The following is a 26,918-nucleotide window of genomic DNA, read 5'->3' as shown; positions in this document are numbered from 1 at the left end:
TGTCCCTCTTCCGGACGGTCAGTCGTAGGCCTCGGCGTCGGCAAAGCGTTTGCCTGCCGCGTCCTTCGTCGCCAGAATCGGCGGGGCATCCAAGGGCCAGTCGATCCCGATCTCCGGATCGTTCCACGCGACGCAGCGCTCGTGTTCCGCAAACCAGTAATCAGTCGTCTTGTAAAGGAAGTCGGCGGCTTCGGACAAGACAAAGAAGCCATGTGCGAAGCCCGGCGGGATCCACATCTGGCGCTTATTGTCGGCACTCAGACGATGCCCCGTCCACCTGCCGAAATTCGGTGACGATCTGCGCATGTCGACGGCCACATCGAAGACCTCACCGGCGATCACGCGCACGAGCTTGCCTTGCGCTCGCTGAATCTGATAATGCAGGCCCCTCAGTACGTTCTTCGTGGAGCGCGAGTGGTTGTCCTGCACGAATTTGACCTGCTCACCTATCGCTTGAGCGAATTCCTGCTCGTTGAAGCTCTCGAAAAAAAAGCCTCTCTCGTCCCCGAACACTTTTGGCTCGACGATTTTCACTTCCGGCAACGAAGTGGCAATAATGGAAATTTTCATGCGGCGGGCTCGGTCAACAGCTTCAAAAGGTACTTGCCGTAAGCGTTTTTGGTCAGCGGCGCGGCGAGCCTTGCGACATCTTCCGCCGCGATCCACCCGTTGCGGAAGGCGATTTCTTCCGGACAGGCAACCACGAGGCCCTGACGCTTCTGCAAGGTCGCGATGAACGTGGCCGCGTCGATCAGCGAATCGTGCGTTCCCGTGTCGAGCCACGCGTAGCCACGCCCCATGATCTCAACTCGCAGCTTGCCGGCGTTCAGATAATGGGAGTTGACGTCGGTAATTTCCAGCTCGCCGCGGGCTGAAGGCTTGATACTCGCAGCGATCTCACAGACGTCGTTGTCGTAAAAATATAGGCCCGTGACGGCGTAGTTCGATCTCGGCTGCGCGGGCTTCTCTTCGATCGAGAGCGCGCGGAACTGCGCATCGAATTCGACGACACCGTATCGCTCAGGATCATTGACGTGATAGGCAAAGACCGTCGCGCCATTGACGTGCGCGTTCGCGGTGACGAGCTGCCGCGCAAGATCGTGCCCATAGAAAACGTTGTCGCCGAGAATCAGCGCGCAAACGTCGTTGCCAATGAAGTGGCGCCCGATGAGAAATGCCTGCGCGAGGCCATCCGGAGATGGCTGCACGGCGTACTGGATCTGCATGCCCCACCGGCTGCCGTCGCCCAGCATCGCCTGGAAGCGCGGCGTATCGTCGGGCGTCGAGATGATAAGCACATCGCGTACGCCGGACAGCATCAGTGTCGACAGCGGATAGTAGATCATCGGCTTGTCGTACACGGGCAGCAGCTGCTTCGACACCGCGTGCGTGATAGGGTAAAGGCGAGTCCCCGACCCGCCCGCGAGAATGATTCCCTTACGTGCCATATCGTGCCCTCAGTTCGACCGCGCGTAGTGCGTGTCCAACCAGTCTCGATAGCTTCCGCTCGTTACACCATCGACCCACCCGGCATTGTCCAGATACCAGGCCACCGTTTTCCGGATGCCCGTTTCGAAGGTCTCGGCGGGCCGCCAGCCCAGTTCGCGCTCGATCAGCGACGCATCGATCGCATAGCGCCGGTCGTGTCCGGGGCGGTCCTTGACGAACTCGATCTGTTCTGCGTAACAACCACCCGATGTTGCCGGGCGCAACTCGTCGAGCACATCGCAGATCGTGCGCACGACGTCGATGTTCGTCTTCTCGTTCCAGCCGCCGATATTGTAGGTACGTCCGACGACTCCCCTTTCCAGCACGGTGCGGATCGCGGCGCAGTGGTCGCCGACGTACAGCCAGTCGCGCACGTTCTTGCCGTCGCCGTACACCGGCAGCTTCTCGCCCTGGATAGCCCGCGTGATCGACAGCGGGATCAGCTTCTCGGGAAACTGATAAGGACCGTAGTTGTTCGAACAATTGGTCGTGAGAGTAGGAAGACCGTACGTGTGGTGATAGGCGCGGACGAAGTGGTCCGATGCAGCCTTGCTCGCCGAATAGGGGCTGTTGGGCGCATACGCCGTTCGCTCGTTGAACGGCGGGTCGTCCGGTTCGAGCGAGCCGAAGACCTCATCCGTTGAAATGTGCAAAAACCGGAACGCAGCTTTCTCACCTGCGTCGAGTTCGTTCCAATAGGCCCGCGCGGCTTCGAGCAACATAAAAGTGCCGACGACGTTCGTCTGCACGAATTCGCCCGGCCCACGGATGGAGCGGTCAACGTGGCTCTCTGCTGCAAAATGGACGACGGCGCGCGGCCGATGCCTGGCGAACAACGCGGCGAGCGCAGCGGCGTCGCAAATGTCGATGTGCGCAAAAATGTGGCGCTCATCAGCAGACAACGGCGCCAGGGTGGTGGCGTTGCCTGCGTATGTCAGCTTGTCGACGTTGACGACAGGCTCGCTGCCTTGGCGAAACCAGTCCAGCACAAAGTTTGCACCGATGAAGCCGGCGCCCCCCGTAACCAGAATCATATTTTCCTCTCAGTTGCACCAGCAGCGACCGGCGGTACGGGCATACCCCACCCGGTAACGCGTTATTATGGCACGCTGTCATGCGCTCGCTGCCGGCCCGCAGTGACGCCGTGACGCCATTGTGAGGACGCCGCGGCGACACTTCTGCTAGCAACCGCACAATATTTCCGACAATCGGACACACTGGAATATCGACACGATGACAGCATTCCTGAAGCCCCCTGCACTCGCTTTTGGCGATCTGCAAGGTTGCCGCACACAGTTTCAGCAGCTTCTCGCCAAAGCGGCGCCGCCTGCCGACGCTCCACTGTGGTTCGCTGGGGACCTGATCAACCGTGGCGGCGAATCGCTTGCAACGCTGCGCGACATCATCGAGATGGGCGATCGCGCCGTTCCCGTGCTCGGCAATCACGACCTGCACCTTCTCGCCGTGTACGCGGGCATCCGCAGGTCCAAGAAAGGGGACACGATCGACGATATTCTGGCTGCGCCCGATGCGGAAGACCTGATCGACTGGGTTCGCCACCGGCCGCTCGCTCACTACGAAAACGACATTCTGCTCGTGCACGCTGGCGTGCTGCCGCAGTGGGATGTCGATCTGACGATGGAGCTCGCCGACGACCTGCAACGCGCGTTGCGCGCACCGAGCTGGAAAGAGACGCTCGCGGGGCTGTACGGCAACGAGCCGAACCAGTGGACGCCGGGCCTCAAAGGCCTCGACCGGCTGCGCATCACCTGTACCGCGCTCACGCGCATGCGCTTTTGCAATGTCGATGGCGTAATGGATTTTTCGTCGAGCGGCGGCATCAACTCTGCGCCGAAGGGCTTCATGCCGTGGTTCGACGTGCCTGGGCGCAAGACGGAGAACATCACGATCGTCTGCGGACACTGGGCCGCGCTCGGCCTGATGATGCGCGACAACCTGATCGGACTCGATTCGGGTTGTGTATGGGGCGAACAACTGACGGCCGTCCGGCTGGCGCAGTCGCCCGCCGAACGCACGGTCACACAGGTGGAATGCGAAGGCTGCCGCGCCGTCGTCGACTGATTGGCGCCCTGAACCGTTACGCGTGGCGCGTCAGGTCAACGTCCGAACCACCCAGCGGTTCCTTTGATTGAACCACGCTCGCATCGATGAACTCCTGAGTCCGATCGGCGATCTGTCCGGCGCGGCGAGCTTCCGGGTCTTGCAACGCGGCGAGCGCCGCTCGCACGGAAGCCTGCGCCTCGGCCGCCAGCAAGCGCCGGTCGGCGCCCGGCGCGAGCGGCGCGCCGACATACACATGCGCGGTCAGCGGGCCGCCGCGCAACAGCGCATCGAGCGATTCACCCAACGACATCTCGCCGATATACGCAGGCGCCGTCGATTGCCGCCCCTGCGCATCCTCGTACATCAGGCAAAGGGGCTGCACGGGGCGTGACGCCGATACGGGCGCCTGGAACATGTTCGCGTGAAACGGCAGCAGTTGAGTGCCGTCGGACGTGGTGCCTTCCGGAAACACGCACATCAGCTCGCCCGCGTTCAGCCGGTCGGCGAGTTCGTGCATGATGCGCTTCGCGTCGCTGCGCTTCTCGCGCTGAATGAACACGGTGCCCAGTTGCTGCGCGCACCAGCCGACGATCGGCCACCTGCGGATCTCCGCCTTCGATACGAACGGCGTCGGCCGCCACGCGTTGATCACGTAGATGTCGATCCACGAAATGTGATTCGCGACGACCAGCACGCCTTCATCGAGCCGCACGCCATCGTTGTGCACGACGAGGCGCATGCCGCACAGCTGCAACATACGCACCGACCAGGCGCGATTCAGTTCCAGACGCTGCTGCGCAGTCGCACGAGGAAAACGCGTCCAGACGGTCCACATGCCGCACAGCAGATGCACGACCAGCCGAACCTTGCGAAATGCGAGCTTCATGATTGGAGTCTTCCGCTTACCTTCCGTTTCTTTTCCGCTTCTCTGCCAACGCCCGGCTTTGTCAGCGCTGCTCGAACGCAACCTGCCCGCCGACAACCGTCGCACGCACGCGCGCCGGCAGCTCGTAGCCGAGGAACGGCGTGTTGTGCCCCTGGCTCTTCAGTGCGCGAGGCTCGACGCGCCAATGCGCGCCGCGGTCGAACACGCACAGGTCGGCGGTTGCGCCGGCTTCGATGCGGCCAGCGGGCAGCTTCAACACGTCGGCAGGCGCGGCCGTGATGCGATTCAGCGCCTTCGCGAGCGAAACGCCCGCCTCATCCGCCCACTTGACCGTCAGCGACAGCAGCAGTTCGAGCCCCGTTGCGCCCGGCGTCGCCTCTGCGAACGGCAGCAGCTTTTCGTCGTCGTCGACGGGCGTATGGTCCGAACAGATCGCGTCGATTGTGCCGTCGAGCAGACCCGCGCGAATCGCCTCGCGGTCGCGTTGCGAGCGCAGCGGCGGATCGAGCCGGAATTGCGAATCGAAATAACCGATGTCGATGTCGATCAGATGCACGTGATTGATCGTGACGTCGCAGGTGACGGGCAGGCCTTCAGCCTTCGCCGCGCTCATGAGCGCGACGCCCGCGCCCGAGGACACGTGCGACAGATGCACGCGCGCGCCCGTCACGCGGACGAGTTCGAAAATCGTATGCAGCGCGATCGTTTCCGCCGATACGGGCACGCCCGACAGACCGAGGCGTGACGCGAGCGGTCCGCTCGCCGCGACGCCGCCCTTCGCGAGATAGGCATCCTGCGGACGCAGCCACGCGGTATAGCCATACGTGTTCGCGTACTGCAGCGCCCGCAGGAGCACCTGCGTATCGACGATCGGCGTGTCGGCCTGCGAGAAGCCGACGCAGCCGGCTTCCGTCAGCTCGACCATCTCGGTGATCACCTGTCCCTTGAGGCCGACCGTCAGCGCGCCCAGCGGATACACATGCGCGCGATTAAGATTGCGCGCGCGGAACTTGAGCATTTCGACGAGGCCCGGCTCGTCGAGTACGGGATCGGTGTCGGGCGGACACACAAGGGTCGTCACGCCACCCGCGAGCGCCGCGGCCATTTCCGATTCGAGCGTCGCCTTGTGCTCATAGCCGGGTTCGCGCAGCCGAGCCGACAGATCGACGAAACCGGGCGCCACATAAAGGCCCTTTGCGTCGATCGTCTTTGCCGCGTTGAAATCGGCAGGCGCGCTGCCGAGCGCGACGATCTTGGCCGCCGCGATGAATACGTCCTGTTGCTGTTCGGTGCCCGCGACCGGATCGATCAGTGTGCCGCCTTGAATATGGATCTTCATGCGCTGCCTTTTGTTACCTGCCTGTGCCTGATGTGGTTGTGCGAACTGTCCGCGGATCAGTCGTTGTTGCCCGCGACGATGCCCATCACCGCCATGCGCACCGCGATGCCGAACGTCACCTGATTGAGGATCACCGATTGAGGCCCGTCGGCGACCTGCGAATCGATTTCGACACCGCGATTCATCGGGCCCGGGTGCATCACGATCGCATCGGGCTTCGCGAGCGCGAGACGCTCGGGCGTCAGCCCCCAGCTCTTGAAGTACTCCTGCGCCGACGGCAGCAGCGCGCCGCTCATCCGCTCGTTCTGCAAACGCAGCATGATGACGACGTCGACGTCCTTCAGGCCTTCGTCGAGGTTATGGAACACGCGCACGCCCATCTGCTCGAGACCGCCCGGCAACAGCGTGCGCGGACCGATCGCGCGCACTTCGGGCACGCCGAGCGTGGTGAGCGCGTGAATATCGGAGCGCGCAACGCGCGAATGCAGAATGTCGCCGACGATCGCCACGCGCAGATTCGTGAAGTCGCGCTTGTAATGGCGGATCGTGTACATGTCGAGCAGACCCTGAGTGGGATGCGCGTGCCGGCCGTCGCCGGCGTTGATCACGTGCACGTGCGGCGCGCAGTGCTCGGCGATCAGATACGGCGCGCCGCTCGATGCGTGGCGCACGACGAACATGTCGGCATGCATTGCCGACAGGTTGTTGATCGTGTCGAGCAGCGACTCGCCCTTGCTCGTCGACGAAGCGTTGATGTTCAGATTGATCACGTCCGCCGACAGCCGCTTCGCGGCGATCTCGAACGTGGTACGGGTGCGCGTCGAGTTTTCGAAGAACAGGTTGAACACCGACTTGCCGCGCAACAGCGGCACCTTCTTCACCTCGCGGTCGGTCACGCTGACGAACTGCTCGGCCGTATCGAGAATATGGCTGACGATCGCGCGCGGGAGGCCTTCGATAGTCAGCAGATGCTTCAGCTCGCCGTTCTTCGTGAGCTGCGGATTGCCCTTCAGGAAACCGTAGCGAAAACGGCCCGCTGACGCCGCGCTATCGTTCGAATCGGTGGAACCTTGGGAAACCGGGTTGGGCGTGTTCATGGTGTTCCTGAATCAGACTTGGGACTGCGGGTGGTGCTTTGGTGTGTTGCGTTGCGGTGCCGCTTTTCGGATGCCGCTGCGAGGTATGGATCTCTTTCGACCTGTGCTCGCGCTGGTGGCATGCTACGTGCGCTATACGCGCCACATTTTCGATGCCCTGCTTCGGATGTTGCCGTCCTGCTCGCGCGAGCGCGCTCAATCCACGCGCGGCTCGGTGTGAAACGTGAAGCGTTCGCCATCGCGCGCGAGCACGAGCGTCGCATTCGCCGGCACTTCGACCGTGCCGCCGACGAAGCCCGCGGCCACTGGCAACTCGCGCCCGCCACGGTCGGCGAGCACGGCGAGTTCGACGGCTGCGGGGCGCCCGTAGTCGTACAGTTCGTTCAATGCGGCGCGCACGGTGCGGCCCGTGTACAGCACGTCGTCGATGAGCACGATGCGGCGGTTGTCGACTTCGAACGGCAACGAAGTCGGGCTCGCCTGCGTGTGCAGACCTTTCTTCGCGTAGTCGTCGCGATGCAGCGCGACGTTGACGACGCCGAACGTCGCGACGTTCAGGTCCTTGGCGAGCCGCTCGGCGAGCCATGCGCCGCCGCTGTAGATGCCGGCGAGCACCGCGCCGTCGGGACCACCGAGCGCGTCGCCGTATGCGGCGCGAATCTGTTCGAGCACGGCGCGATAAAACGCCTCGGCGTCAATGGAACTCATGATCGTCGGAAAGTCCGTCCAGATATTGCTGAAGAATGATGCACGCAGCTTCGGCGTCGAGCATGCCGGCCTGTCTCGTCCCGCTGCGGATGCCCGCCTCCGCTTCGACGGACGAATAGCGCTCGTCGACCCACGAGACGGGAAGATTGAAACGCCCGTTCAGTTGATTGCCGAAGCGCTTGGCAAGCTGGGTTCGTTCATGCGCGGTGCCATCGGGATGCATCGGCAGCCCGACGACGAGCGCATCGGGCTTCCATTCGTCGATCAGTTTGCCGACGGCTTCGAAACGGTATTCGCGATTGCGGTTTTGCAGAACGACGAGGGGCCGCGCGCTGCGCGTCAGTGAATTGCCGACGGCGACGCCGATGCGTTTTTCGCCATAGTCGAACGCAAGCAGCGTCGCTTCACGTCCGGCTATGTCGCTCATGCGTGACCCGCTTCGCCGGAGAGCATCGACGACGAAATGCCGAGCAGTGCGAGCGCGGCTTCGAAGCGGTCTTCGGCGGGCACGTCGAACACGATTTTCGGATCGGCCTGAACGGTGAGCCAACCGTTCTTCGAGATTTCTTCTTCGAGCTGGCCCGCGCCCCAGCCGGCATGACCGAGCGTCAGCAGGAAGCGCTGCGGGCCCTTGCCGCTCGCGACGGCTTCCAGTACGTCTTTCGACGTGGTCATTTCGAGCCCGCCTGGCACCTGCATCGACGACGTATAAGTGCTTTCCGATGCGTCATGCAGCACGAAGCCGCGTTCCGTTTGCACGGGGCCGCCGAAATACACGGGAACATGCAGCAAAGGTTCGATTTCGAGCTTGAGATCGATGCGATTGAAGAGCGCCTGAAGGTCGATATCGGTTGGCCTGTTGATGACGAGGCCAAGCGCGCCACGCTCGCTGTGATCGCAAAGGTAGACCACCGTTCCTGAAAACGTGGGGTCCGCCATGTTCGGCATGGCGATCAGGAACTGGTTGGTCAGATTGATGCGATCGTTACTCTTGGGCATAGGTCGAATTTTAGCAAAGACGGTGCGCAACTGCGGGCTTCCGGCCTCATACACGGAGGCCTGCCGGATCGTACAGCGCGCCACGCTTGCAACCTGTGCGCAGCCTCTGTGCATCGGCGCGCGGCCGGCAAAAACCGCAGTTCATGAAACTGCACTCTATCACGCGCTTCGCCCTCGCCGGGCAAGAGGAACGTGCGCTATCGCGCGGCGAATGGCATAGGACAAGTGACCGTCCCCATTCAACCCGCGTGAGCTTCGACTCGCTACGCGACGCCCTGCTCGATCGCGTGCGTGAGCGCCGAGAGAGCGGTCGTCGCGGACTGCGGCGCGACACCCGCCGCCACCTTATGCAACATCGCGCGCAGCGCCTCGGCGGCGGCTTCGAGCGAAGGCGCGCCGGGCGCATCGACGGCGACATGTGCGCGAACCGCGGGCGTCGACACGCCAGCGTGCGCGCGACGACGCCACGCAAGCCCGAGCGCATCGGCGAGCAGCGCCACCTGGCCCAGTCCGAGCGCGGACGCCGCCGCGCCCAGCCGGTACGCGGCATCGCCCGCCTGCAGCGCGGCGCTTGGGTCGGCCTTCTGTGGGTTGTCCGCGGCGCGCGCATGGTCGGTCAGCGCGACGATCGCGCCATCGGCCGTCTGCAAGAAGTCCTCGTAGGCGTTGGCATTGACCGTGAGCACGCCCAGCTCGCGCGTCACCGCGGCCTGCGCGGCCAATGCCTCGGCCTGGTGCGCGCCCGCCTCCCATAGTGCCTCCGACGCCTGCGTGCCCGCGACATGCCAGTCCACCGTCAGACCGTAGTCGCGCAGCAATTCGACGTGTTCGGTGTCTTCGGCGGCGGCGCCGAAAAGCGCGTAGTCGCGCCACAAAAGCGCGAGCGTCGCGCGCACTAGCGAGCGCGGCGCGAGGGGGATGCCCCGCGCCGCGTCCGCGAGCGCCAGATTGCAGCGCGCATAGAAACGCCGCGTTTCGGCGTCTTCGATCGGCAGGCCGCGTGCGCGGAAAGCGCGGGCGCAAGCGGACGCGAGACGCCAGAAGTCGTATGGATCGGGGCCCGTCAGTTCGGCAAGACATGCGTCGAGATCGACGAGCGCGGCGTTGACGGCGCCTGCCACCGCGCTCGTGCCGACATTGCCCTTCGAGCGCAGCACGGGCAGCAGCGCCTGCTCGTAGCGGGCCCGCGCATGCGCGAGACGCGCCGCGGGCTGCGAGCGCAGCGTGACGGGCGGAATCGGCCGGCCGGCCAGCGCGATGTCTTCGAATGCGACGCTGTAGCCGGGCGTGTGCTGCGCGATATGGGTGCTGAGTGCCTGGTAGTGCGAGAACAACGAGGGCGAGCAGCTCAGCTCGCGCAGATTGCGCCGCTCCAGCGCCGCGTGAAAAGCGCGCAACGCCGCGCCGAACGTGGCGCGCACGGGGGCCTCGTCGGCGAGACCGCTGGCGGCCATCGGCGACACCAGCAACAGCGCGTCGGTAAAACGTTGCGCGGCCAGCCAGCCTGCCTCGCGCAGCGCGCGCACCGCGACGAGCAGCTGCGCAGTCATGTCGCGACGCTCGTCGAAGGCGTCGAGGGCGTCGGCAATGGCCTGTTCCGCCGGGCGGACGGCGCCGCCGCGGGGATTCGGTAAAGCGTCGAGCGTATCGGGCGATGCGGATCGAGGAGTCATGAGCAGGCTGCAGGAACGCCGGCATGTCAGGCGTGCACCCGCAAGGCGCCGCCCGAACTGCCGCAGTGGCGAAAGTAAAGCAACCGCAGGGCCATCGGACGCCCGGCCGGAAACGGCGCCGCGTCTTTTGATCACTTGAAGACGCGATGCGACAGCCTGGCGGCGATGGCTACGCGAGACGGCAAGCGCGCCCATCGCGCATTTCGGCGATCGTCGGCAAACGTCGACGCCGACGAGACGGCACCTGCTGGACCAAAACCACAATCAGGCGCAATAGCGCACCATAAAGCGCAATGAAAGCCCGGTGACGCGTTACCTGCGACACCGCGTGTGCGCGGATGTTCCATCCCGCGCGAAAACATGCAATTCGAGTCTTGCGCCCTTTCACTTCACGCGATGGACAAACGCCGCCCGTCGCCGAACGATGGGTCGCTCAGATCTGGACCATCTCGAAGTCTTCCTTGCGCGCGCCGCACTCGGGGCAGGTCCAGTTGATGGGAACATCTTCCCAGCGCGTGCCCGGCGCGATTCCTTCCTCTGGCAAACCGGCTTCTTCGTCGTAGATCCAGCCGCAGATCAGGCACATCCAGCTCTTATATTCCATTCTTGAGTCGCGTCGAAAAGTCCGTGGAAACGGGAGCCATGATGGTACCGTGTTGCCGCCCCTATGCCTAGCGGATGCGGGGCCCGAGCGGCTCCGAGCGGCCCCGTGGCCGCTTTATCTATGATGGGACAGACCGGCTGATGCGAAAAAATGCCGGCTGCCGATATAAAGCCGCATAATTGAGCCGTCTGCGGGCCCCATCGGCGCCTCGCGCGCCCACGGCCCACGAACGCCCCGCTTATCGACTCATCAAAGATTTCATGGCCAGCGACACCCCTCCCATCGTTCTCACTTTCGGCCTCTCCGATCCGACGGGCGGCGCCGGGCTGCAAGCCGACCTGATGACGCTTGCCAGCATGGGCTGCCACGGCGTGTCCGTGCTGACCGGCTACACGGTGCGCGACTCGGCGAATTGCGACGAAGTGACCGGGCTCGACCCGGAAGTCGTCGCGACCCAGGCGCGGATGCTGCTGGAAGACATGCCCATCGCGGCGTTCAAGGTCGGTGCGGCAACGCGCGCGGAAGTGGTCAGCGCAATCGCCGAAGTGGTCGCCGATTACGACGACATCCCGCTGATTCTCGCCCCCGACTTCACGCTCGACGACGAACACGTGCTCGCCGCCGACGAGTTGCGCGAGGCGATCGCCGATCTGCTCGCGCCGCAGACGACGCTGCTCGTCGCCGACACCACAGCGCTACTCGCGCTTGCGCAGCCGGACGGCGACGCTGAAGCGCCGACGCTCGATGCGGCGATCTCGCATCTTCTGGCGCAAGGCTGCGAATACATTCTGTCGACGGAAACGGGCACGCACCGGCTCGTCAATACGCTATTCAGCGACGAAGGCCAGATACGGCAGGACATGTGGGATCGCGCCCAGCAGCGCGTCATGGGCATCACCGATACGCTCGGCGCCGCGATCGCCGCGCTGCTGGCGAACGGCCAGGAGCCCGCCGAAGCGGTGCGCGAAGCGCAGGAGTATCTGTTCCAGGCGACGCAGGCCGCGTTTCGCCCGGGTATGGGCGCTTACCTGCCGGACCGCTTCTTCTGGGCACGCAGCAGCGATGAAGACGTGCCGCTTGCCGGAGGCAAGGAGCCGCCGCCGGGCGAGGCACGGCACTGACCTGTTGGGTTCCGTCATTTTCCGCCCTCCGCTCGCAGCTTGCGGAGGGCGCGTCCACATCACTGCTTTCGCATCAACCCGATAATCAAGCACGAATTGGCAAGTCGGATCTTTCTGTTGAAACAACGCTGAAGCAATCGGCATCGCGGCGGCCAGAACATGGCTTGCCTGCCGGAAGCGCAAACAAAAAACCCGCATCGCTGCGGGTCTTAATGAGATGGTCCCCTCCACCCTACGAGCGGGTTACGCTGTAGGGTGTTTTTCTTTCTGGAGACCATCAATGGATAGCGTGACGCTGGTTGGAATCGATCTGGGCAAACATTCGTTTCATCTTCACGGCCAGAACAAGCAAGGTAAAGCTGTGTTTCGCAAGAAGGTGAGCCGCAAGCAACTGGTTGAGTTCTTTGCCACGTTTCACGCCTGTACGGTGGTCATGGAAGCCTGTGCTGGAGCCCATTACATGGCACGCAGGCTGGCTGGATTCGGACATGAGGTCAAGCTCATTTCGCCGCAGTTCGTGCGCCCCTTCGTCAAGAGCAACAAGAACGACTTCGTGGACGCGGAGGCGATCTGCGAAGCGGCATCCCGCCCGTCCATGCGATTTGTGACGCCAAAGACGGAGCTGCAGCAAACGCTGTCCGCCCTGCACCGGGTCCGCGAGTCGCTGGTGCGCGATCGCACGAAGACTACCAATCAGATCCACGGCTTCCTGCTTGAATTTGGCATCAGCCTGCCCAAGGGCAAGGCGGTTATCACGCGTCTGCCCGCCGTGCTAGAAGAGCATTCATTGCCGCCGCACCTGGTCACGACGCTTGAACGCCTGCACAAACACTACAAGTATCTCGGCGAACAAATTACGGCCATCGAGAAGGAAATCACCCAGCAACTCGCCGCCGACGATCTCGGTCAGCGTCTGCTGAGCATCCCCGGCGTTGGCCCCATTACGGCCAGTGTATTGGCGGCGGAGATGGGGGATGGCAAACAGTTCGGCTGCAGTCGGGATTTTGCTGCGTCCATCGGCCTGGTGCCCCGCCAGTACAGTACGGGAGGCAAATCAAATTTGCTGGGCATCAGCAAACGGGGTGACAAGAATCTCCGGCGCCTGCTGGTGCAGTGCGCCCGTTCCTATATGCAGCGGCTGGAGCGGCAAACGGGCCGGCTTGCCGATTGGGTCCGGGGCATGCTCACCAGACGGCACTCGAACGTCGTGGCTTGCGCGCTGGCAAACAAGCTCGCTCGAACGGCATGGGCGCTGGCAACCCACTATGCAACCTTTAACCCGGAGCCGACCGGCGGACCTGCCTGATCCGCCGACGCCCTATCTTGCTGAAACGAAGTGACGAATCACCAACTGGTTTTGCGACCGCTGAAATTTGATGACGTAAACGGCACAACGGCCTGACGGACAACCTGCCACAAAAATCGGCCTTCGAGGCCGCGGTCTTTTTAAGGACTGTCAGGCGCGACTCTCATCGTGGCGCGGGGAGTAATCCCCACAACGACGCCGGATAGATTTAGGCAAGCCAATCACACATCGAAAGTCAGTGTTGCAAAAACGGAGGGGACCATAGATTTGTTTTTTGGGAAGCACGCCTCGCGACGCGCTTCCCGCATGTATTCCCATTGCCGGAAATTACATGTCCATGCCCATGCCGCCCATGCCGCCGGGCATGCCGCCAGGCATCGGTGCATCTTCCTTCGGCAGTTCGCAGACAGCTGCGTCCGTCGTCAGCAGCAGGCCAGCGACGGAAGCTGCGTTTTGCAGCGCCGTGCGCGTCACCTTCGTCGGATCGACGACGCCAGCTTCGACCAGGTCGCCGTACTCGCCCGTTGCTGCGTTGTAGCCGTAGTTGCCCTTGCCAGCCGAAACAGCCGCCACCACGACGCTGGCTTCTTCGCCGCCGTTCGTGACGATCTGGCGCAGCGGCTCTTCCATCGCGCGCAGCACGATCTTGATGCCTGCGTCCTGGTCAGCGTTGTCGCCCTTCACGCTGCTGATTGCGGCGCGAGCGCGGATCAGCGCGACGCCGCCGCCAGCCACGATGCCTTCTTCCACGGCCGCGCGCGTTGCGTGCAGTGCGTCTTCGACACGTGCCTTCTTTTCCTTCATTTCGACTTCGGTCGCGGCACCAACCTTGATCACTGCAACGCCGCCAGCCAGCTTGGCCACACGCTCTTGCAGCTTTTCACGGTCGTAGTCCGACGTCGCTTCTTCGATCTGCGTGCGAACCTGCTTCACGCGCGCTTCGATGCTCGCTGCTTCGCCAGCGCCGTCGATGATCGTCGTGTTTTCCTTGCCTACTTCGATGCGCTTCGCCTGGCCCAGCTCCTGCAGCGTTGCCTTTTCCAGCGACAGACCGGTCTCTTCAGCGATGACCTGACCACCCGTCAGGATCGCGATGTCTTCCAGCATTGCCTTGCGACGGTCGCCGAAGCCCGGAGCCTTCACGGCAACGGTCTTCAGGATGCCACGGATGTTGTTGACGACCAGCGTAGCGAGCGCTTCGCCTTCGACGTCTTCAGCGATGATCAAGAGCGGACGGCCAGCCTTCGCGACTTGTTCCAGAACCGGCAGCAGATCGCGGATATTCGAAACCTTCTTGTCATGCAGCAGCACGAACGGGTTTTCAAGAACGGCGACTTGCTTTTCCGGGTTGTTGATGAAGTACGGCGACAGGTAGCCGCGGTCGAACTGCATGCCTTCGACGACGTCCAGTTCGTCTTGCAACGACTTGCCGTCTTCGACGGTGATGACGCCTTCCTTGCCGACCTTGTCCATCGCTTCAGCGATGCGATCGCCGATCGACGTGTCGCTGTTCGCCGAGATCGCGCCGACCTGCGCGATTTCCTTGTTCGTCGTGCAGGGCTTGCTGATCTTGCGCAGCTCTTCGATTGCTGCAGCGACGGCCTTGTCGATGCCGCGCTTCAGGTCCATCGGGTTCATGCCCGATGCGACGTACTTCATGCCTTCGCGAACGATCGACTGGGCCAGAACCGTTGCCGTCGTCGTGCCGTCACCGGCGTTGTCGCTGGTCTTGGAAGCGACTTCCTTGACCATTTGCGCGCCCATGTTCTGGAGCTTGTCTTTCAGCTCGATTTCCTTCGCGACCGACACACCGTCCTTCGTGACCGTCGGGCCGCCGAAACTGCGCTCGAGAACAACGTTACGGCCCTTCGGACCCAGCGTAACCTTCACTGCGTTGGCGAGAATGTTCACGCCTTCAACCATCTTGGCACGGGCGGAATCGCCGAACACGACGTCTTTAGCTGCCATCTTCTAACTCCTTGAATTCTTGAGAATGAACCGGAACAAGTACTTACTGGAACAAGTGCTTACTTGTTGACAACGGCCATGATGTCTTCTTCGCGCATCACCAGCAGTTCGTTGCCATCAACCTTGACGGTCTGGCCTGCGTATTTGCCGAACAGGACGCGGTCGCCGACCTTCACGTCGAGCGCGATCGGGTTGCCCTTGTCGTCACGCTTGCCCGGGCCGATGGCCAGCACTTCGCCTTGATCCGGCTTTTCTGCTGCTGCGTCGGGGATCACGATACCCGATGCGGTCTTGGTTTCCTGATCCAGACGCTTGACGATCACGCGATCATGCAAAGGACGAAGGTTCATGGATAGATCCTCTCTTGATTGGGACTGAAGTACGCTGAGGAAAGCCAGCTGGCGGAGCCAGCCGGCGAAGTTGTTAGCACTCTCGTGCAGTGAGTGCTAATTATATGGACGGGGAATTACAAATTCAAGAAGGGGTGTCGAGGTTCATCCAACTCTGAACTTTGTTCACTTAAGTTTGAACTTCGAGCGTGCCGTCGAAGACGAAAATATCTCGCAAATACAATAATTTACTATCGTGAACCATCGTCATCTGACGCAGCAGCCTTAACGTCCCGCCCGTCGTATTTCATGCGCAATGACGCAGCCCGCACAACATCAGTAAAAACCCTTGGCGCCCGGCGCAGCAAGAGGCTTAGCCAACACTGAGCCCCGCCGCGAGGAGCAGATCATCGGACATGGCATGCGCCAGCGTCGTATCCCGACACCTGCTGACGAATGCCGTCCAGTACGGCACGGGGCCCGTCAGCGTGGACGCATAGTGCCAGGGTGATGTGCTCACGCTGGACGTCTCGAACCCGGGCGCGCTGATTCCGGCCGCGGCGCTGTCCACGCTGTTTGATCCGCTGAGTTGGGCCGTCGTCCGCGCACGACGGCTTAACGGGCGGCACGGGCTCCGGCCTCTATATCTGCCGGTGCATCGCGCGGCGCATGGGGCCGCCCGTTAAGTCGAGTCGTCGGACCGGGCCACACCATTCACGCTGCAGTTGGCCGCGCTCGTGCAGGGCGTCAACACCGTCATCCGGCTCATGAACGTGCTGCGCGCCTTGTGCCGCTGGCGCACGCGCGCATCCTGACGCAGCCGGCCCCTGGCTCCGACAATCGTTTGCAGTTCATCAGGCAGTTTTCCGGTGGCCTTGCCTTTCCTATTGCCTTACCTTAAGGTAAGGAATATTGGAGGTACCATCATGACCGCAGCAACTATCACTTCGAAGGGCCAGGTCACGATCCCCGTGGACGTGCGCAATCAGCTTGGCTTGCAGTCCGGCGATCGGATCGAATTCAGCTTCAATGAGGCGACGGGCCGGTATGAAGTTTATCCGGCCACGCGCTCGCTCACGTCGCTCAAGGGCATCGTGAAGAAGCCCGCTAAACCGGTGTCGGTCGAAGACATGAACCGGGCCGTCGCGGAACAGGGAGCATCCGCGCGATGATCGGACTGGATACGAACGTCCTGGTCCGCTACTTCGCCCAGGACGATGCCGTGCAATCGAAGAAGGCGACGGCGCTGATGGAGTCCCTGTCGGCCGAGCGGCCGGGGTACGTTTCTCAGGTTGCGCTGGTCGAGGTGGTATGGGTGCTCGAGCGCTGCTATGGCGTCGAGCGCGAGCAGATGAAGGACATCATCGATTCGATGATCGGCACCAAGGAGCTGCTCGTTGAAGGTGCTGACACGGTGCGAAAGGCGCTTCGCATTTTCTCAGCATCTGCGAAGGGAGACTTTGCGGATTGTCTGATCGAGCGGTCGGGGCACGTCGCCGGATGCGAGTACACGACCACTTTCGACGTGGCGGCTTCGAAGGTCGCAGGAATGCGCTTGATTAAGTGACCGCGCACGCGTTGATACAGGAAACATCAGGACGGGAAGCATCGCCGCGCGCCGCGAATCGTTTTGGAGACGACTTCACGGCCGGGCAGGAGGGCTCTACGTCGTTCTCGCGATCGCGAATATCGTCGTGGCCCATGCAGGGCCGTTTCGTTTCATATGTGGCTCTAGGTAAAACGTTCGGTCCACTCTTGACTCGTCGCGATCGTCGGCGTGCTCATGCTACTGACGGACCTCTGGCGCACCGAGCAGTGACTCGTTCCTGAGGGTAACTTAGTCACACGGGAAGATTGTCGCCTACCGTCGATTTCGCTCTCCCTCTCGCCGTGCGGAACTTCTTCCGTGAATGACCCCACAAGGACATTCGCGCTTTCCAAAAGCAGCCATTCAAATCCATCGCACGACGATGTCATCGGAATTGATGGCACGTGGGGCCTTGACGCGCGCTGTCAATGAGCGCGCAGCGGGTCCAGGGGCTGCGCCACAGCCTGATATGATTTGGGCCGCAATTTGAAGCGAGAACCCTTGTGAATCACCCGCCCCGACATCTGTCTCCTCATTATCGTTCCGACATTGACGGACTACGTGCCGTAGCAGTTCTCTCCGTCGCGCTCGCACACGCCGGATTCTCGTCATTCGCGGGCGGATTCACGGGTGTCGACGTTTTCTTCACGATCTCAGGTTTCGTTGTCACGACTTCGATTCTTGGGGATCTGCGGACTGGTACATTTTCGTTTCCCGGCTTCTATGCCCGACGAGCAAAACGGTTAGCCCCGGCGCTTTTTCTTGTCCTTGCTGCGACGTTTGCGTTCAGCATTCTTTTTTCGTTTCCCGACGACTCATTTCATCTGGCGAAGAACATTCTTGCGGTCGCCACGATGACCTCAAACATCTATCTGTCAAAGCAGACGGGTTATTTCGACGCAAAAGCTGCCGATCAGCCCTTGCTGCACACATGGTCCCTATCGGTTGAAGAGCAGTTCTACGTCGTCCTTCCGCTGCTGCTTTTCTGGCTGAACAGAAAGGCAAGGCGCTGGATGCTACCAGCATTGGCGGTTCTTACTGTTGCGTCCTTCCTTTCGGCCTTGGCCGCTGCGCGCGTGCCGACGGCTGGCTCGTATTACTTCGCGCAGTACCGCGCTTTTGAATTTCTGGTCGGAGTGCTGCTAGCAATACGCGAGCATCAGAAGGAGCCGCAAAAGTCGCGGCTCTTCGATGTAGTGTTTCTTGCCGGTCTCTTGATCATTTTGGCGGAAGTGCTCGGTATCAGCACGACATCGCATTTTCCGGGCATTGGCGCTATCGGTCCTTGCGGTGGGACGCTACTGGTCATCTATGCAGGCCGCCGCTCCTTGGCGCTTCATCGTTTGCTCGCAAACGAAGGTGCCGTCTTCATTGGCCGCGTTTCCTACCCGTTCTACCTTTGGCACTGGCCAGTCTATTTCGCCTTGCGCAGGCTTGATCTCGATTCAACGACTGGCTATGCAGTCGCGATCACCGTGGCATTTGCACTTTCTGTTCTGACCTATCTGTACGTCGAGGGCGCAGTTCGGCGAACTAGCATGCCGACAGGACGCGCCCTAGTGGGATTTCTCTTGCTGCCGCTGCTTGTTTCGGGAGCGCTCGCCGGTACGGGCAAACTGACAGACGGATTCCTTTTCGCGTACCCGACGAAGATCCGCGAGGACGTACGCTGGTCAGGTGATGCGCTGTTTGACATGCCACGCGGGAAGAAGTGCTGGTCTCACGTCGAGATCACCGATGAGGCGACCTGCACGCTCGGCGATGTGGGCGCAAGCGACAAGGCCGTGCTTTGGGGTGATTCGCACGCTTATCATCTTGTCTATTTCTTCGACAGGCTTGGCAAGGCCGAGCGTATGGCGATACATGATGTAGCGTTGACCCTCTGTCCGCCCATCGAAAACGAACCGCCCAAACCTGGCGACATGACGTATCTTGAGGACCATCTCAAGTGCGTTGATCACGACAAGGCCGTGCTGGCGTACCTGATAGCACGGCCAGAAATCAAGACCGTTTTTATGGCTGCTGCATGGCAAAACTATCTTAACCAATCTACGGATTCGAACGCTGGTCCTAACGGACACGGATTCTTGCCCGGACAGCTTGAACGGGAACTGGCCAGTACGATCGTGAAGTTGTCGGCGGCCGGCAAGCACGTGGTCCTGATGAATGATGTGCCTATGATTCCCATGGGTCTCATCAACTGCGACTTCAACAACGATCTTCTATTCCCTGTCAGTCGCCACGTTTGTCAGTTCGATGCCTCGATTGCCCGGGAGCAGCACGCGCCGATCCAGGCGATGCTGGAGCGGCTCCGGAACGCTCATCCCCAGATCGACATCATGCATACGTATGACGTGCCTTGCACGGCGAGCGTCTGTTCGCTTAATTTCGACGGACTGCCGATCTACCGCTTCGACGACTATCATCACTTGAGCGCTGCTGGTAGCTCACTGCTATTCCCTAAATACATGGAACGGCACCCGCAGGAACTGAAGCAAGTCCTTTCCCGATAGCGTCACGGTGCTGATCTGGTGCGTTCGTCGCCGCAGTGTTTGGAAACGTTCTCTGTGAAATTTGTATCGCCTTGTCGCCTTGCGTAGCTCGCGAGGAGATCTGATTGCATAGCGAACACAAAGGTCCGCACGTCGCTGATCGGTCCGACTCGAGCCTATCAAGGGGCCATCCCCAGCAGGAGCGCCCCATACAGCGCAGCAGCTCAGCGCTCCCCAGAGTGACCGGCAACGGGAAATTCAAAGTTCACTGAACCAAATCGCGGATAGTTCAAACTTAAACGAACCGCGGGTTCAAAGTTGGCTGAGCATCCCGCCCGGGAAGCCCTGTCCTAGCGACGCAAGGAGTTCAAAGGTCAGTGAATCTCGACACGCAGGGCGTCGGCCAGTAGCTGACCGGCTTCGCCCGTCGATCGATTCCTCTTTTGCGACAAGGGTTTACGGCAGATAGCCAGGATCAGAAAAAGATACGGATCCGCCTGAAGGGACCGTTATTCTCTCGTTTTCGCTACGGCACGGACGCCTACGTGAAAACCCTGATCATCCGCGTCAGGAGAGCGGCGGACGCGAAACGATTTCCTTACTGTTGGCGGAACAACGCGTAATCGCGGACGCGATCGACATCGAACGATGCATCGCTTATCCCTCCGCTTCGCCGGCCTCATCAGCCATTTCAGTCTTTTTCAGTCTTGCAGAGGCTTCGCGGGGTTCTGTGCGATCGCGCACAGGTGCCTTGAATCGAAGCGAATAGACTTTCCAGAAGGATTGCCAGATCAAACCCAGACGCTTCGTATCAAGGCAAAGTGGCTATACGCATCTGCTGATGCAGCTTCCGAGGTTGAATCATGACCAACGCCATTCACGCTGTCCGTCAGTTTCAACCCTTCTCGGAGTATCTGAGAGAAGGCAAAAAGCCTCCATCGAATCCGCATGTCGAGAAAGCGGTTCTCATGCCGATCGAACCATCCAGCCACGTGGTCATTTCTCAGGAGGGGAGCCGGCGCCTTGCGGCCGAGCAGCAAGCCGGGCAGCAGCAATGGGATTGGGAAATCTAGCTAGCCCTCGTTCTGCACATCCCTTCGGTCGCACCAACGACCCGCATTCCCGCCGATCGCGTGAGCCGTTCAACTCACTGACTGTCCGCCGCATCAGGCGGCGAAGGCTGTCGCCAGCCCGAGTCGCGGATCGCACGCGCCTGCGCATCGAGGCCATCGCCGGCCGCTGATGCGCGATTCATTGCGGTCCGATCCCCATGAACCACGTCATTCGTGACCGGGCTGGGTGTGCTGTCCGCCGGTATGCCCGGTGGCAACGGCGGCAGTGTTGGCAATGCCGGCTGTGTCGGAAGCGCCGGCGCGCTGCCCGCCACGGGCCGCGGGGGATCGCGCGGCGCCGACACAACGGTGCTGCTGGCTGCAAGCGGCTTCCAGCCCGTCGACCGGATCGCGCGTTGAAGCAAGGCCTTGGCGTCCGTGCTGCTGCTATCGACGGTGAGCGCCTGCGATGCCTGCTTGAGCACGCAACTCCACACCCGATCTCTCGCACAGGCATTTGCGACGCCCAACGCAACGTCACGCTGGTTCTCGCGATCGCCGATGTCGCTTCGCATCTGCAATGCGTCGGCGTTGTGGGGCGCAACCGACAGCACCTCGGCAACCGCGGCCTTCGCCGCCGTCAGGTCGTTCTGCTCGAGACTCGCATGGGCGTCGCGCAGCGCGGCGGGTACGCCCCTGCCGTATTGCACGGCGCGCGGCGGAGCCGCGACAGCGAGCGCCGCCGTATTCACCGCGCGCTCACCTGTGACGATCGCAGGCCTGCTGCTCCCCGGCCGCGCCACATCGGATGTAACAGCGCCGTCCGACGTGCTCATAGCCGTTACGGCCGCTTCGCTATCGGCCACGCTGCCGCTGTCGTCGTGACGATCGCCGCCAAGGCGCAGATACCCCGCATAACCAACCGCCAGCACCAACACCAGCAGCGCGGCACCCCGCGCGACGAACGAGCGAGCCGCGCTTTTCCAGAAAGGCGGCGGCGGCAATTCGGGCGGCGGGTCCGATATGTCGGGCCAGACAACGGCAGGCGAAGACTGTTCCTCTTGATCACTGTCGGACACGGGCGCAAGCGATGCGCCCCTTTCGACGGCTCTCAACGGCGCCTCCGCCCGTCCGCGCGGCACGCTTGCAAGCGGATGACTGACCCCGCAGTACGGACAGAACGCGACATGTTGGTACAGCGCGCCGCCGCAACGTACGCACGGCGCAGGAAAAAGTTGAGCGGGTGTCGTTTGAGCAGACATGCTTGAGCCCCACGCTGTTGGTGGCGATGCCATTTCGACATGCTCAGGATCGAGGTTGAAGCAAACGACGGAGTCGGCGGAACTCACGATCCAGATCCGCTGGGTAGCGGTTGGCCCAGTCTGTTCGTCATGGGCCGCGGTTTGTGCAATACGGGATTTTTCGCACGGCGCGACAGTCGCGTTTGTTACCTGTCGCACACATGCATCCTGATTCCAGAAAGGGAACGATGACCGGCCGGCTTTTTTGCACACGCGTAGCAAGTGCCGCGAGGCCGCAAGAACGCTCATTCGCTACTACACTGAGCAATGTCGACAGCACCGCGCGCCGCATCGGGTCGCCTCTCGGCGCGCGCGCACCTTCGGACCTCCGGTATGCGATCGTCTCGTGTAGCCGCTCCAGCGCTTGACCGTCTCGCGCGGATTGCGCCGGGCCTCGTCGCCTTCGTGCGCTATCGCCGCGAAGACTTGCGCCATGACGTCGTGGCGGGTGTCTGCGTGGCGTCGGTTGCGCTGCCTGTCGGCGTCGCCTATGCGGAGCTGGCTGGCTTCAACCCGGCCATCGGCCTGTATTCGTGCATCTGGCCGCTCGTCGCCTATGCGCTCTTCGGCACCTCGCGCCAATTGATCGTCGGCCCGGACGCCGCGACGTGCGCGCTCGTCGCCGCGTCGATCGTGCCGCTTGCGGCCGTCGGCACGCCCGAATACCTGTCGATGTCGACGACGCTCGCGTTTCTCGCGGGCCTCTTCTGCATCGCCGCGAGCTTCATCGGTCTCGGCGCCTGCGCCGACTTTCTGTCGCGCCCGATTCTCACCGGCTTCATGAACGGCATCGCGATTTCCATCGCCCTCGGACAGACGGGCAAGCTGCTCGGCTTCAAGATCGAATCGACGGGCGTCATTCGACCGCTGATCGAAATCGTCGCGAAGATCGGGCAAACGCATTGGCCGACGCTCGCCGTCGGACTGGGTGCATTCGCGCTGCTGCTGTTATTGCCGAGGTTCGCGCCACGCGTGCCCGCTGCGCTCGCCACGCTCGCATCGGCCGCCTGCGTGACGGCCCTGTTCGCGCTCGACACGCACGGCGTACGCACGATCGGCGCCGTCCCTGCCGGACTGCCTTCGTTCGTCGTGCCGCGCATCCATTGGGACGCACTCGATACGCTCGCCGTCGATGCCGCGGGCATCGCGCTGATTTCGTTCTGCAGCGCGACGCTGACGGCACGCAGCTTCGCCGCGAAAAACGGCTACGAGATCGATGACGACCGCGAAATGTCGGCGATCGGTGCGGCGAACATCGCGTCGGCGCTCTCGCAGGGCTTCGCGATCAGCGGCGCCGACTCCCGCACAGCAATGAACGACATGACGGGGGGACGCACCCAACTGGCATCGATCGTCGCTGCCGCCGCGATCGCGTTCGTGCTGATCTTTCTCACCGGGCCACTGCGATTCGTGCCCGTTGCCGCGCTCGGCGCGGTGCTCGTGATGGCCGCCGTCTCGCTCGTCGACATCACCACGCTCAAGGGGCTATGGAGCGAAGCGCGCGGCGAGTTCGCCATCTGCCTGGCCGCGACAGTGGGCGTGGTTGCGCTCGGCTCACTCAAAGGGATACTGCTTGCCGTCGCGCTCGCGCTGTTCCGCTTCATCCGCATCGTTGCGCGCCCTTCGCATGAAGTGCTCGGCACCGTCGATGGGATGAAGGGATTTCACAGCACCGAACGTCATGCCGATGCGCGCCGCACGCCCGGGCTATGCCTCTTTCGCTTCAATTCGCCGATCGTGTTTTTCAACGCGCGATACTTCAAGCGGACGGCGCTCGACGTCGTCGCGCAGACGGCGCCGAAGCCGCAATGGTTCGTGCTGGACGCGGTGGCCGTGACGGGCGTCGATGTCACTGGGCGTCACGCGATCGAAGAGCTGCGGCAGGAACTCGGTGAGCGCGGCGTGTCGTTCGTGCTCGCGGGACGCCGCACGCAACGACTCGACTGGCTCGAAAGACACGGCATGGACAACGTGACGGCCGCGCAGCTGCACTTTCCGACGCTGCGGGCCGCCGTCCGTGCATTTCACGCCGCGCGGCAACGCGAATCGGGTGAGACTGCATCAACGTCATCTGTTCCGACTCCGCGCGACGCGCCGCTTCGCCCAACCGATCCAGCACCCGCCCCGCTCGATCAGGCCATCACGCGGCGGCACGACGACGGAATCCCGACCTGACGCCGCCGCTGATCGCGGGTGCGCGAGGCAGGCGCGACCGATGAAACTGCGCTTCGCGAACAATGAAGCGAAGACGATCAAGCCCCGCTATCCGCACTCACGCCCGCGCGAATCGGCTCGACGACAGCATGGCCCTCCTTCGGCAGCGCCCATTCCAGCCAGCGCGCACGATGCAGCACCACGAGGCCGAAAGCGATCGCCGCGAGCACGCCGAACGTCGCAAAGCCCATCTGATAGCTGCCCGTGCTTTCCTTCGCAATGCCCATGATGACGGGCAGATAGAAGCCGCCGATACCGCCCGCCGCGCCGACGATGCCCGACATCAAGCCCGTCTTGCCCTTCCAGCGCTGCGGCACGAGCTGGAACGTCGCACCGTTGCCGAGACCGAAGCACACATACGTCGCGATCAGCAGCACGATACCCGCCGACAGCGGCGGCATCCACGCGGCGAACAGGAAGTCGCACAGCGAGATCGCCGCAAGCAAGATCACGAGCGCGCGCACGCCGGAGATGCGATCCGCGACGAGCCCGCCGACAGGCCGCACGAGTGCGCCGATACACGCGAGCAGCGACATGAAGAGACCTGCTTCAAGACGCGGCATCTGATAGAGCGAAATGAGCAGCGTCGTCACATACGACGACATGCCGACAAAGCCGCCGAACGTAATGCTATAGACGAGCATGACGATCCACGTATCGCCCTCGACGAGCACGCTCCGATAATGCTTCGGCAGCACGGCGATCGCGAGCAGCGCGCCGAGCACAGGCAACAGCAGCACGCCCGTCTTGCCTGCACCGAACACGCCCGAGTGCACGGCGACGACGAGCGCGACAAGACCCGCGAGCGTCACGACGAAGCTGCGCAGCGCCTGCGAGCCGCTGCCCGTCTTCGGCCCGAGATCCCTGGCCCAGAAGAACAGCGCGACAGCGGCAAGACACAGCAGCGGCAGCCCGGCGCCCGCCGCCTTCGCCCAGCCGAAGTGATCGGCGAGCGCGGGGAACATGAAGCCGTCGAGCACCGCGCCGATGTTGCCCGCCGCCGCGAGGCCCAGTACGAGGCCCTGCACCTTCGGCGAATAGTTGCTGCCCGCCATCGGCAATGCGACCGCGAAGCTCGCGCCGCCGACGCCGAGAAACACGCCGAGAATCAGCAGCAGCGTGTATGACGGCGCGCCGGGCATCAGCAGCAGCACGATCGAAGGAATCGCCGACAACGCGACGCCCATCAGCGCGACGCGTCTTCCGTCACAAGCCTGATAGAGATTGCCGAGCGTCACGCGCAGGATCGCCGCGCCGAGCACGGGCACCGCGACGAGAAAGCCCAGTTCGGCGGGCGACATCGCGATGTCCTTGTGAATGAACGGCGCGAGCGGCCCGAACATGACCCACACGGTGAAGCCGGTATCGAAGTACAGGAAGCACGCGAGCAGCGCGCGCCAGTTACCGCTTGCAAGCGAATTCAGCAGGTTTTTCATAGGATTTTGTTCCGAGAAATCCTGTCCTCTAGGACGGGGAGTGAAAGGAGCTGCATGTCTGCACCTGATTTACATAAAAATGCGATATTGTGTGAGCGATGGACGTTAAGCGCGCATACCGATTTCGGTTCTACCCGACTCTCGAACAGGCAGACATGCTTGCGCGGACGTTCGGCTGTGCGCGCTACGTCTATAACCACATGCTGAGGCTGCGCACTGATGCGTGGTATCAGCGACAGGAACGTATCGGCTATCACGAAAGCTCCGCAGCGCTGACCGCGCTCAAGAAAACTGCGGAGCATGCGTGGCTGAACGAAGTCAGTTCGGTTCCTGTCCAGCAGGCGCTTCGCCACCTGCAAACCGCATTCGCCAACTTCTTTGCAAAGCGGGCAAAGTACCCAAGCTTTCGCCGGAAGGATGGTGTCCAGTCAGCTGAATACACGACGAGCGCCTTTAAGTGGGACGGGTCCGCGCTGACATTGGCAAAGATGAAAGGACCTTTGGCAATCCGCTTTTCTCGACAGATTCCCAAGGGCGCTAAGGTGACGACATGCACCGTATCGAAAGACACAGCAGGCCGGTACCACGTTTCAATGTTTTGCGACGATGTAGTGTCGTCAAAGAAGAAGGTGAGCGGCAAAGTCGGGATTGACCTTGGCTTGACGCACTTCGCGATCCTTTCGACCGGTGAGAAGATTGCTGCGCCGAATATGTTCCGCAAATATGAGGACAAGCTTGCAAAGCTGCAACGCAGACTTGCAAGGAAACAGAAAGGATCGGCTCGCCGAGCCAAGGCGAAATTGAAGGTAGCAAAGCTGCATGCGAAGGTGGCGGATTCACGCAGGGATTTCCTGCACAAGCTTTCGACCCGGTTGATAAACGAGAACCAGGTGATCGCCATCGAAAGCCTCGCCGTTAGTAGCATGCAGAAAAACCGAAGCCTCTCGAAGTCGATCAGCGATGCAGGTTGGTCGGAGTTCGTGCGGCAGTTGACGTACAAAGCCGAGTGGTACGGGCGCACGCTTATCGGAATCGCTTGCTGGTATCCGTCCAGCAAGCGATGCAGCGATTGCGGCCACACAGCAGCAAAAATGCCTCTGCGCATACGTGAATGGACTTGCCCGGAGTGCGGGTCAATCCACGACCGAGACGTGAACGCCGCTCGCAATATTCTGGCCGCAGGACTGGCGGTGTCAGCCCATGGAGAAAGCGTAAATCCCATGTCTCTTTGAGATGATGTCGGGTCGCATTCC

The 26,918-nt window shown here is 62.1% G+C and carries 25 protein-coding genes; 9 read left to right on the top strand and 16 right to left on the bottom strand.

What is annotated here, in order from left to right; all coding sequences use genetic code 11:
• Positions 1-18: 18 nt before the first annotated feature.
• The 3 genes from rfbC to rfbB are packed head-to-tail and all read right to left on the bottom strand — an operon-like array spanning position 19 to position 2,522.
• The gene (gene rfbC, locus BN2476_RS35515; RefSeq protein ID WP_087738866.1) at positions 19-570 is read right to left on the bottom strand and encodes a dTDP-4-dehydrorhamnose 3,5-epimerase; all 552 of its coding nucleotides are present in this window, start codon (positions 568-570) and stop codon (positions 19-21) included.
• Positions 567-1,448, bottom strand: a complete 882-nt coding sequence (gene rfbA / locus BN2476_RS35510; RefSeq protein WP_087738865.1) for a glucose-1-phosphate thymidylyltransferase RfbA — start codon at positions 1,446-1,448, stop codon at positions 567-569. Before rfbA ends, rfbC begins: the two co-directional genes overlap by 4 nt.
• A gap of 9 nt (positions 1,449-1,457) precedes the next feature.
• Positions 1,458-2,522, bottom strand: coding sequence for a dTDP-glucose 4,6-dehydratase (gene rfbB, locus BN2476_RS35505; RefSeq protein WP_087738864.1), 1,065 nt, complete (start codon positions 2,520-2,522; stop codon positions 1,458-1,460).
• A 199-nt stretch (positions 2,523-2,721) separates the two neighbouring features.
• On the opposite strand from rfbB, the gene BN2476_RS35500 reads away from it, so the two are divergent.
• Positions 2,722-3,570 carry a symmetrical bis(5'-nucleosyl)-tetraphosphatase gene (locus BN2476_RS35500; protein ID WP_087738863.1) on the top strand — a complete coding sequence of 283 codons (849 nt, stop codon included), beginning with the start codon at positions 2,722-2,724 and terminating at the stop codon, positions 3,568-3,570.
• Between the two features lie 16 nt (positions 3,571-3,586).
• Here BN2476_RS35500 and BN2476_RS35495 read toward each other — a convergent pair whose 3' ends face one another.
• The 8 genes from BN2476_RS35495 to BN2476_RS35460 all read right to left on the bottom strand — a co-directional run bounded on the left by BN2476_RS35495 (position 3,587) and on the right by BN2476_RS35460 (position 10,858).
• Positions 3,587-4,438, bottom strand: a complete 852-nt coding sequence (locus BN2476_RS35495; RefSeq protein ID WP_087738862.1) for a lysophospholipid acyltransferase family protein — start codon at positions 4,436-4,438, stop codon at positions 3,587-3,589.
• Positions 4,439-4,499: 61 nt separating this feature from the next.
• Positions 4,500-5,777, bottom strand: coding sequence for a dihydroorotase (locus BN2476_RS35490; RefSeq protein WP_087738861.1), 1,278 nt, complete (start codon positions 5,775-5,777; stop codon positions 4,500-4,502).
• Positions 5,778-5,833: 56 nt separating this feature from the next.
• On the bottom strand, positions 5,834-6,874 hold the full coding sequence (locus BN2476_RS35485; protein ID WP_087738860.1) for an aspartate carbamoyltransferase catalytic subunit: 1,041 nt from the start codon (positions 6,872-6,874) through the stop codon (positions 5,834-5,836).
• A gap of 195 nt (positions 6,875-7,069) precedes the next feature.
• Positions 7,070-7,582 carry a bifunctional pyr operon transcriptional regulator/uracil phosphoribosyltransferase PyrR gene (gene pyrR, locus BN2476_RS35480; protein ID WP_087738859.1) on the bottom strand — a complete coding sequence of 171 codons (513 nt, stop codon included), beginning with the start codon at positions 7,580-7,582 and terminating at the stop codon, positions 7,070-7,072.
• The gene (gene ruvX / locus BN2476_RS35475) at positions 7,569-8,009 is read right to left on the bottom strand and encodes a Holliday junction resolvase RuvX (RefSeq protein ID WP_087738858.1); all 441 of its coding nucleotides are present in this window, start codon (positions 8,007-8,009) and stop codon (positions 7,569-7,571) included. Before ruvX ends, pyrR begins: the two co-directional genes overlap by 14 nt.
• A complete protein-coding gene (locus BN2476_RS35470; protein ID WP_087738857.1) occupies positions 8,006-8,581 on the bottom strand; it encodes a YqgE/AlgH family protein in 576 nt (191 codons plus the stop codon). Before BN2476_RS35470 ends, ruvX begins: the two co-directional genes overlap by 4 nt.
• A gap of 263 nt (positions 8,582-8,844) precedes the next feature.
• The gene (locus BN2476_RS35465; protein WP_087738948.1) at positions 8,845-10,254 is read right to left on the bottom strand and encodes a FimL-related protein; all 1,410 of its coding nucleotides are present in this window, start codon (positions 10,252-10,254) and stop codon (positions 8,845-8,847) included.
• A 433-nt stretch (positions 10,255-10,687) separates the two neighbouring features.
• Positions 10,688-10,858, bottom strand: a complete 171-nt coding sequence (locus BN2476_RS35460) for a rubredoxin (protein WP_004186709.1) — start codon at positions 10,856-10,858, stop codon at positions 10,688-10,690.
• A 260-nt stretch (positions 10,859-11,118) separates the two neighbouring features.
• Between BN2476_RS35460 and BN2476_RS35455 the strand changes: the two genes are divergently transcribed.
• Together BN2476_RS35455 and BN2476_RS35450 are read left to right on the top strand one after the other, a co-directional pair.
• Entirely contained in the window at positions 11,119-11,979 is an 861-nt protein-coding gene (locus tag BN2476_RS35455) for a hydroxymethylpyrimidine/phosphomethylpyrimidine kinase (RefSeq protein WP_087738856.1), read from the top strand.
• A gap of 280 nt (positions 11,980-12,259) precedes the next feature.
• Positions 12,260-13,285: an IS110 family RNA-guided transposase gene (locus tag BN2476_RS35450; RefSeq protein WP_087738855.1), complete on the top strand. Its 1,026-nt coding sequence runs from the start codon at positions 12,260-12,262 to the stop codon at positions 13,283-13,285.
• Positions 13,286-13,612: 327 nt separating this feature from the next.
• On the opposite strand, the gene groL is transcribed toward BN2476_RS35450, so the two are convergent.
• The 3 genes from groL to BN2476_RS46755 all read right to left on the bottom strand — a co-directional run bounded on the left by groL (position 13,613) and on the right by BN2476_RS46755 (position 16,102).
• Entirely contained in the window at positions 13,613-15,253 is a 1,641-nt protein-coding gene (gene groL, locus BN2476_RS35445) for a chaperonin GroEL (RefSeq protein ID WP_087738854.1), read from the bottom strand.
• A 59-nt stretch (positions 15,254-15,312) separates the two neighbouring features.
• A complete protein-coding gene (groES, locus tag BN2476_RS35440) occupies positions 15,313-15,603 on the bottom strand; it encodes a co-chaperone GroES (RefSeq protein WP_087738853.1) in 291 nt (96 codons plus the stop codon).
• Between the two features lie 352 nt (positions 15,604-15,955).
• Positions 15,956-16,102: a hypothetical protein gene (locus BN2476_RS46755; protein ID WP_160111814.1), complete on the bottom strand. Its 147-nt coding sequence runs from the start codon at positions 16,100-16,102 to the stop codon at positions 15,956-15,958.
• Between the two features lie 406 nt (positions 16,103-16,508).
• Between BN2476_RS46755 and BN2476_RS35430 the strand changes: the two genes are divergently transcribed.
• From BN2476_RS35430 to BN2476_RS35415, 4 genes are all read left to right on the top strand, one after another.
• Positions 16,509-16,754 carry an AbrB/MazE/SpoVT family DNA-binding domain-containing protein gene (locus BN2476_RS35430; protein ID WP_087738851.1) on the top strand — a complete coding sequence of 82 codons (246 nt, stop codon included), beginning with the start codon at positions 16,509-16,511 and terminating at the stop codon, positions 16,752-16,754.
• Complete coding sequence (locus BN2476_RS35425) at positions 16,751-17,149, top strand: type II toxin-antitoxin system VapC family toxin (RefSeq protein ID WP_087738850.1); 399 nt, start codon at positions 16,751-16,753, stop codon at positions 17,147-17,149. The genes BN2476_RS35430 and BN2476_RS35425 overlap by 4 nt, the downstream gene beginning before the upstream one ends.
• A 524-nt stretch (positions 17,150-17,673) precedes the next feature.
• On the top strand, positions 17,674-19,683 hold the full coding sequence (locus BN2476_RS35420; protein ID WP_087738849.1) for an acyltransferase family protein: 2,010 nt from the start codon (positions 17,674-17,676) through the stop codon (positions 19,681-19,683).
• Positions 19,684-20,525: 842 nt separating this feature from the next.
• A complete protein-coding gene (locus BN2476_RS35415) occupies positions 20,526-20,735 on the top strand; it encodes a hypothetical protein (RefSeq protein WP_087738848.1) in 210 nt (69 codons plus the stop codon).
• 74 nt (positions 20,736-20,809) lie between these two features.
• On the opposite strand, the gene BN2476_RS35410 is transcribed toward BN2476_RS35415, so the two are convergent.
• The gene (locus BN2476_RS35410; RefSeq protein WP_087738847.1) at positions 20,810-21,829 is read right to left on the bottom strand and encodes a zinc ribbon domain-containing protein; all 1,020 of its coding nucleotides are present in this window, start codon (positions 21,827-21,829) and stop codon (positions 20,810-20,812) included.
• Between the two features lie 519 nt (positions 21,830-22,348).
• Here BN2476_RS35410 and BN2476_RS35405 point away from each other — a divergent pair.
• The gene (locus BN2476_RS35405; protein ID WP_087738947.1) at positions 22,349-24,190 is read left to right on the top strand and encodes a SulP family inorganic anion transporter; all 1,842 of its coding nucleotides are present in this window, start codon (positions 22,349-22,351) and stop codon (positions 24,188-24,190) included.
• Positions 24,191-24,267: 77 nt separating this feature from the next.
• Here BN2476_RS35405 and BN2476_RS35400 read toward each other — a convergent pair whose 3' ends face one another.
• Positions 24,268-25,665: an MFS transporter gene (locus BN2476_RS35400; protein WP_087738846.1), complete on the bottom strand. Its 1,398-nt coding sequence runs from the start codon at positions 25,663-25,665 to the stop codon at positions 24,268-24,270.
• A gap of 98 nt (positions 25,666-25,763) precedes the next feature.
• Here BN2476_RS35400 and BN2476_RS35395 point away from each other — a divergent pair, with 98 nt between their 5' ends.
• The gene (locus BN2476_RS35395) at positions 25,764-26,897 is read left to right on the top strand and encodes an RNA-guided endonuclease TnpB family protein (RefSeq protein WP_087738845.1); all 1,134 of its coding nucleotides are present in this window, start codon (positions 25,764-25,766) and stop codon (positions 26,895-26,897) included.
• The last annotated feature ends 21 nt before the right edge of the window (positions 26,898-26,918 follow it).

Source organism: Paraburkholderia piptadeniae (assembly GCF_900007165.1).
GTDB classification, from domain to species: domain Bacteria; phylum Pseudomonadota; class Gammaproteobacteria; order Burkholderiales; family Burkholderiaceae; genus Paraburkholderia; species Paraburkholderia piptadeniae.
This window is presented reverse-complemented; position numbering and strand designations above follow the sequence as displayed.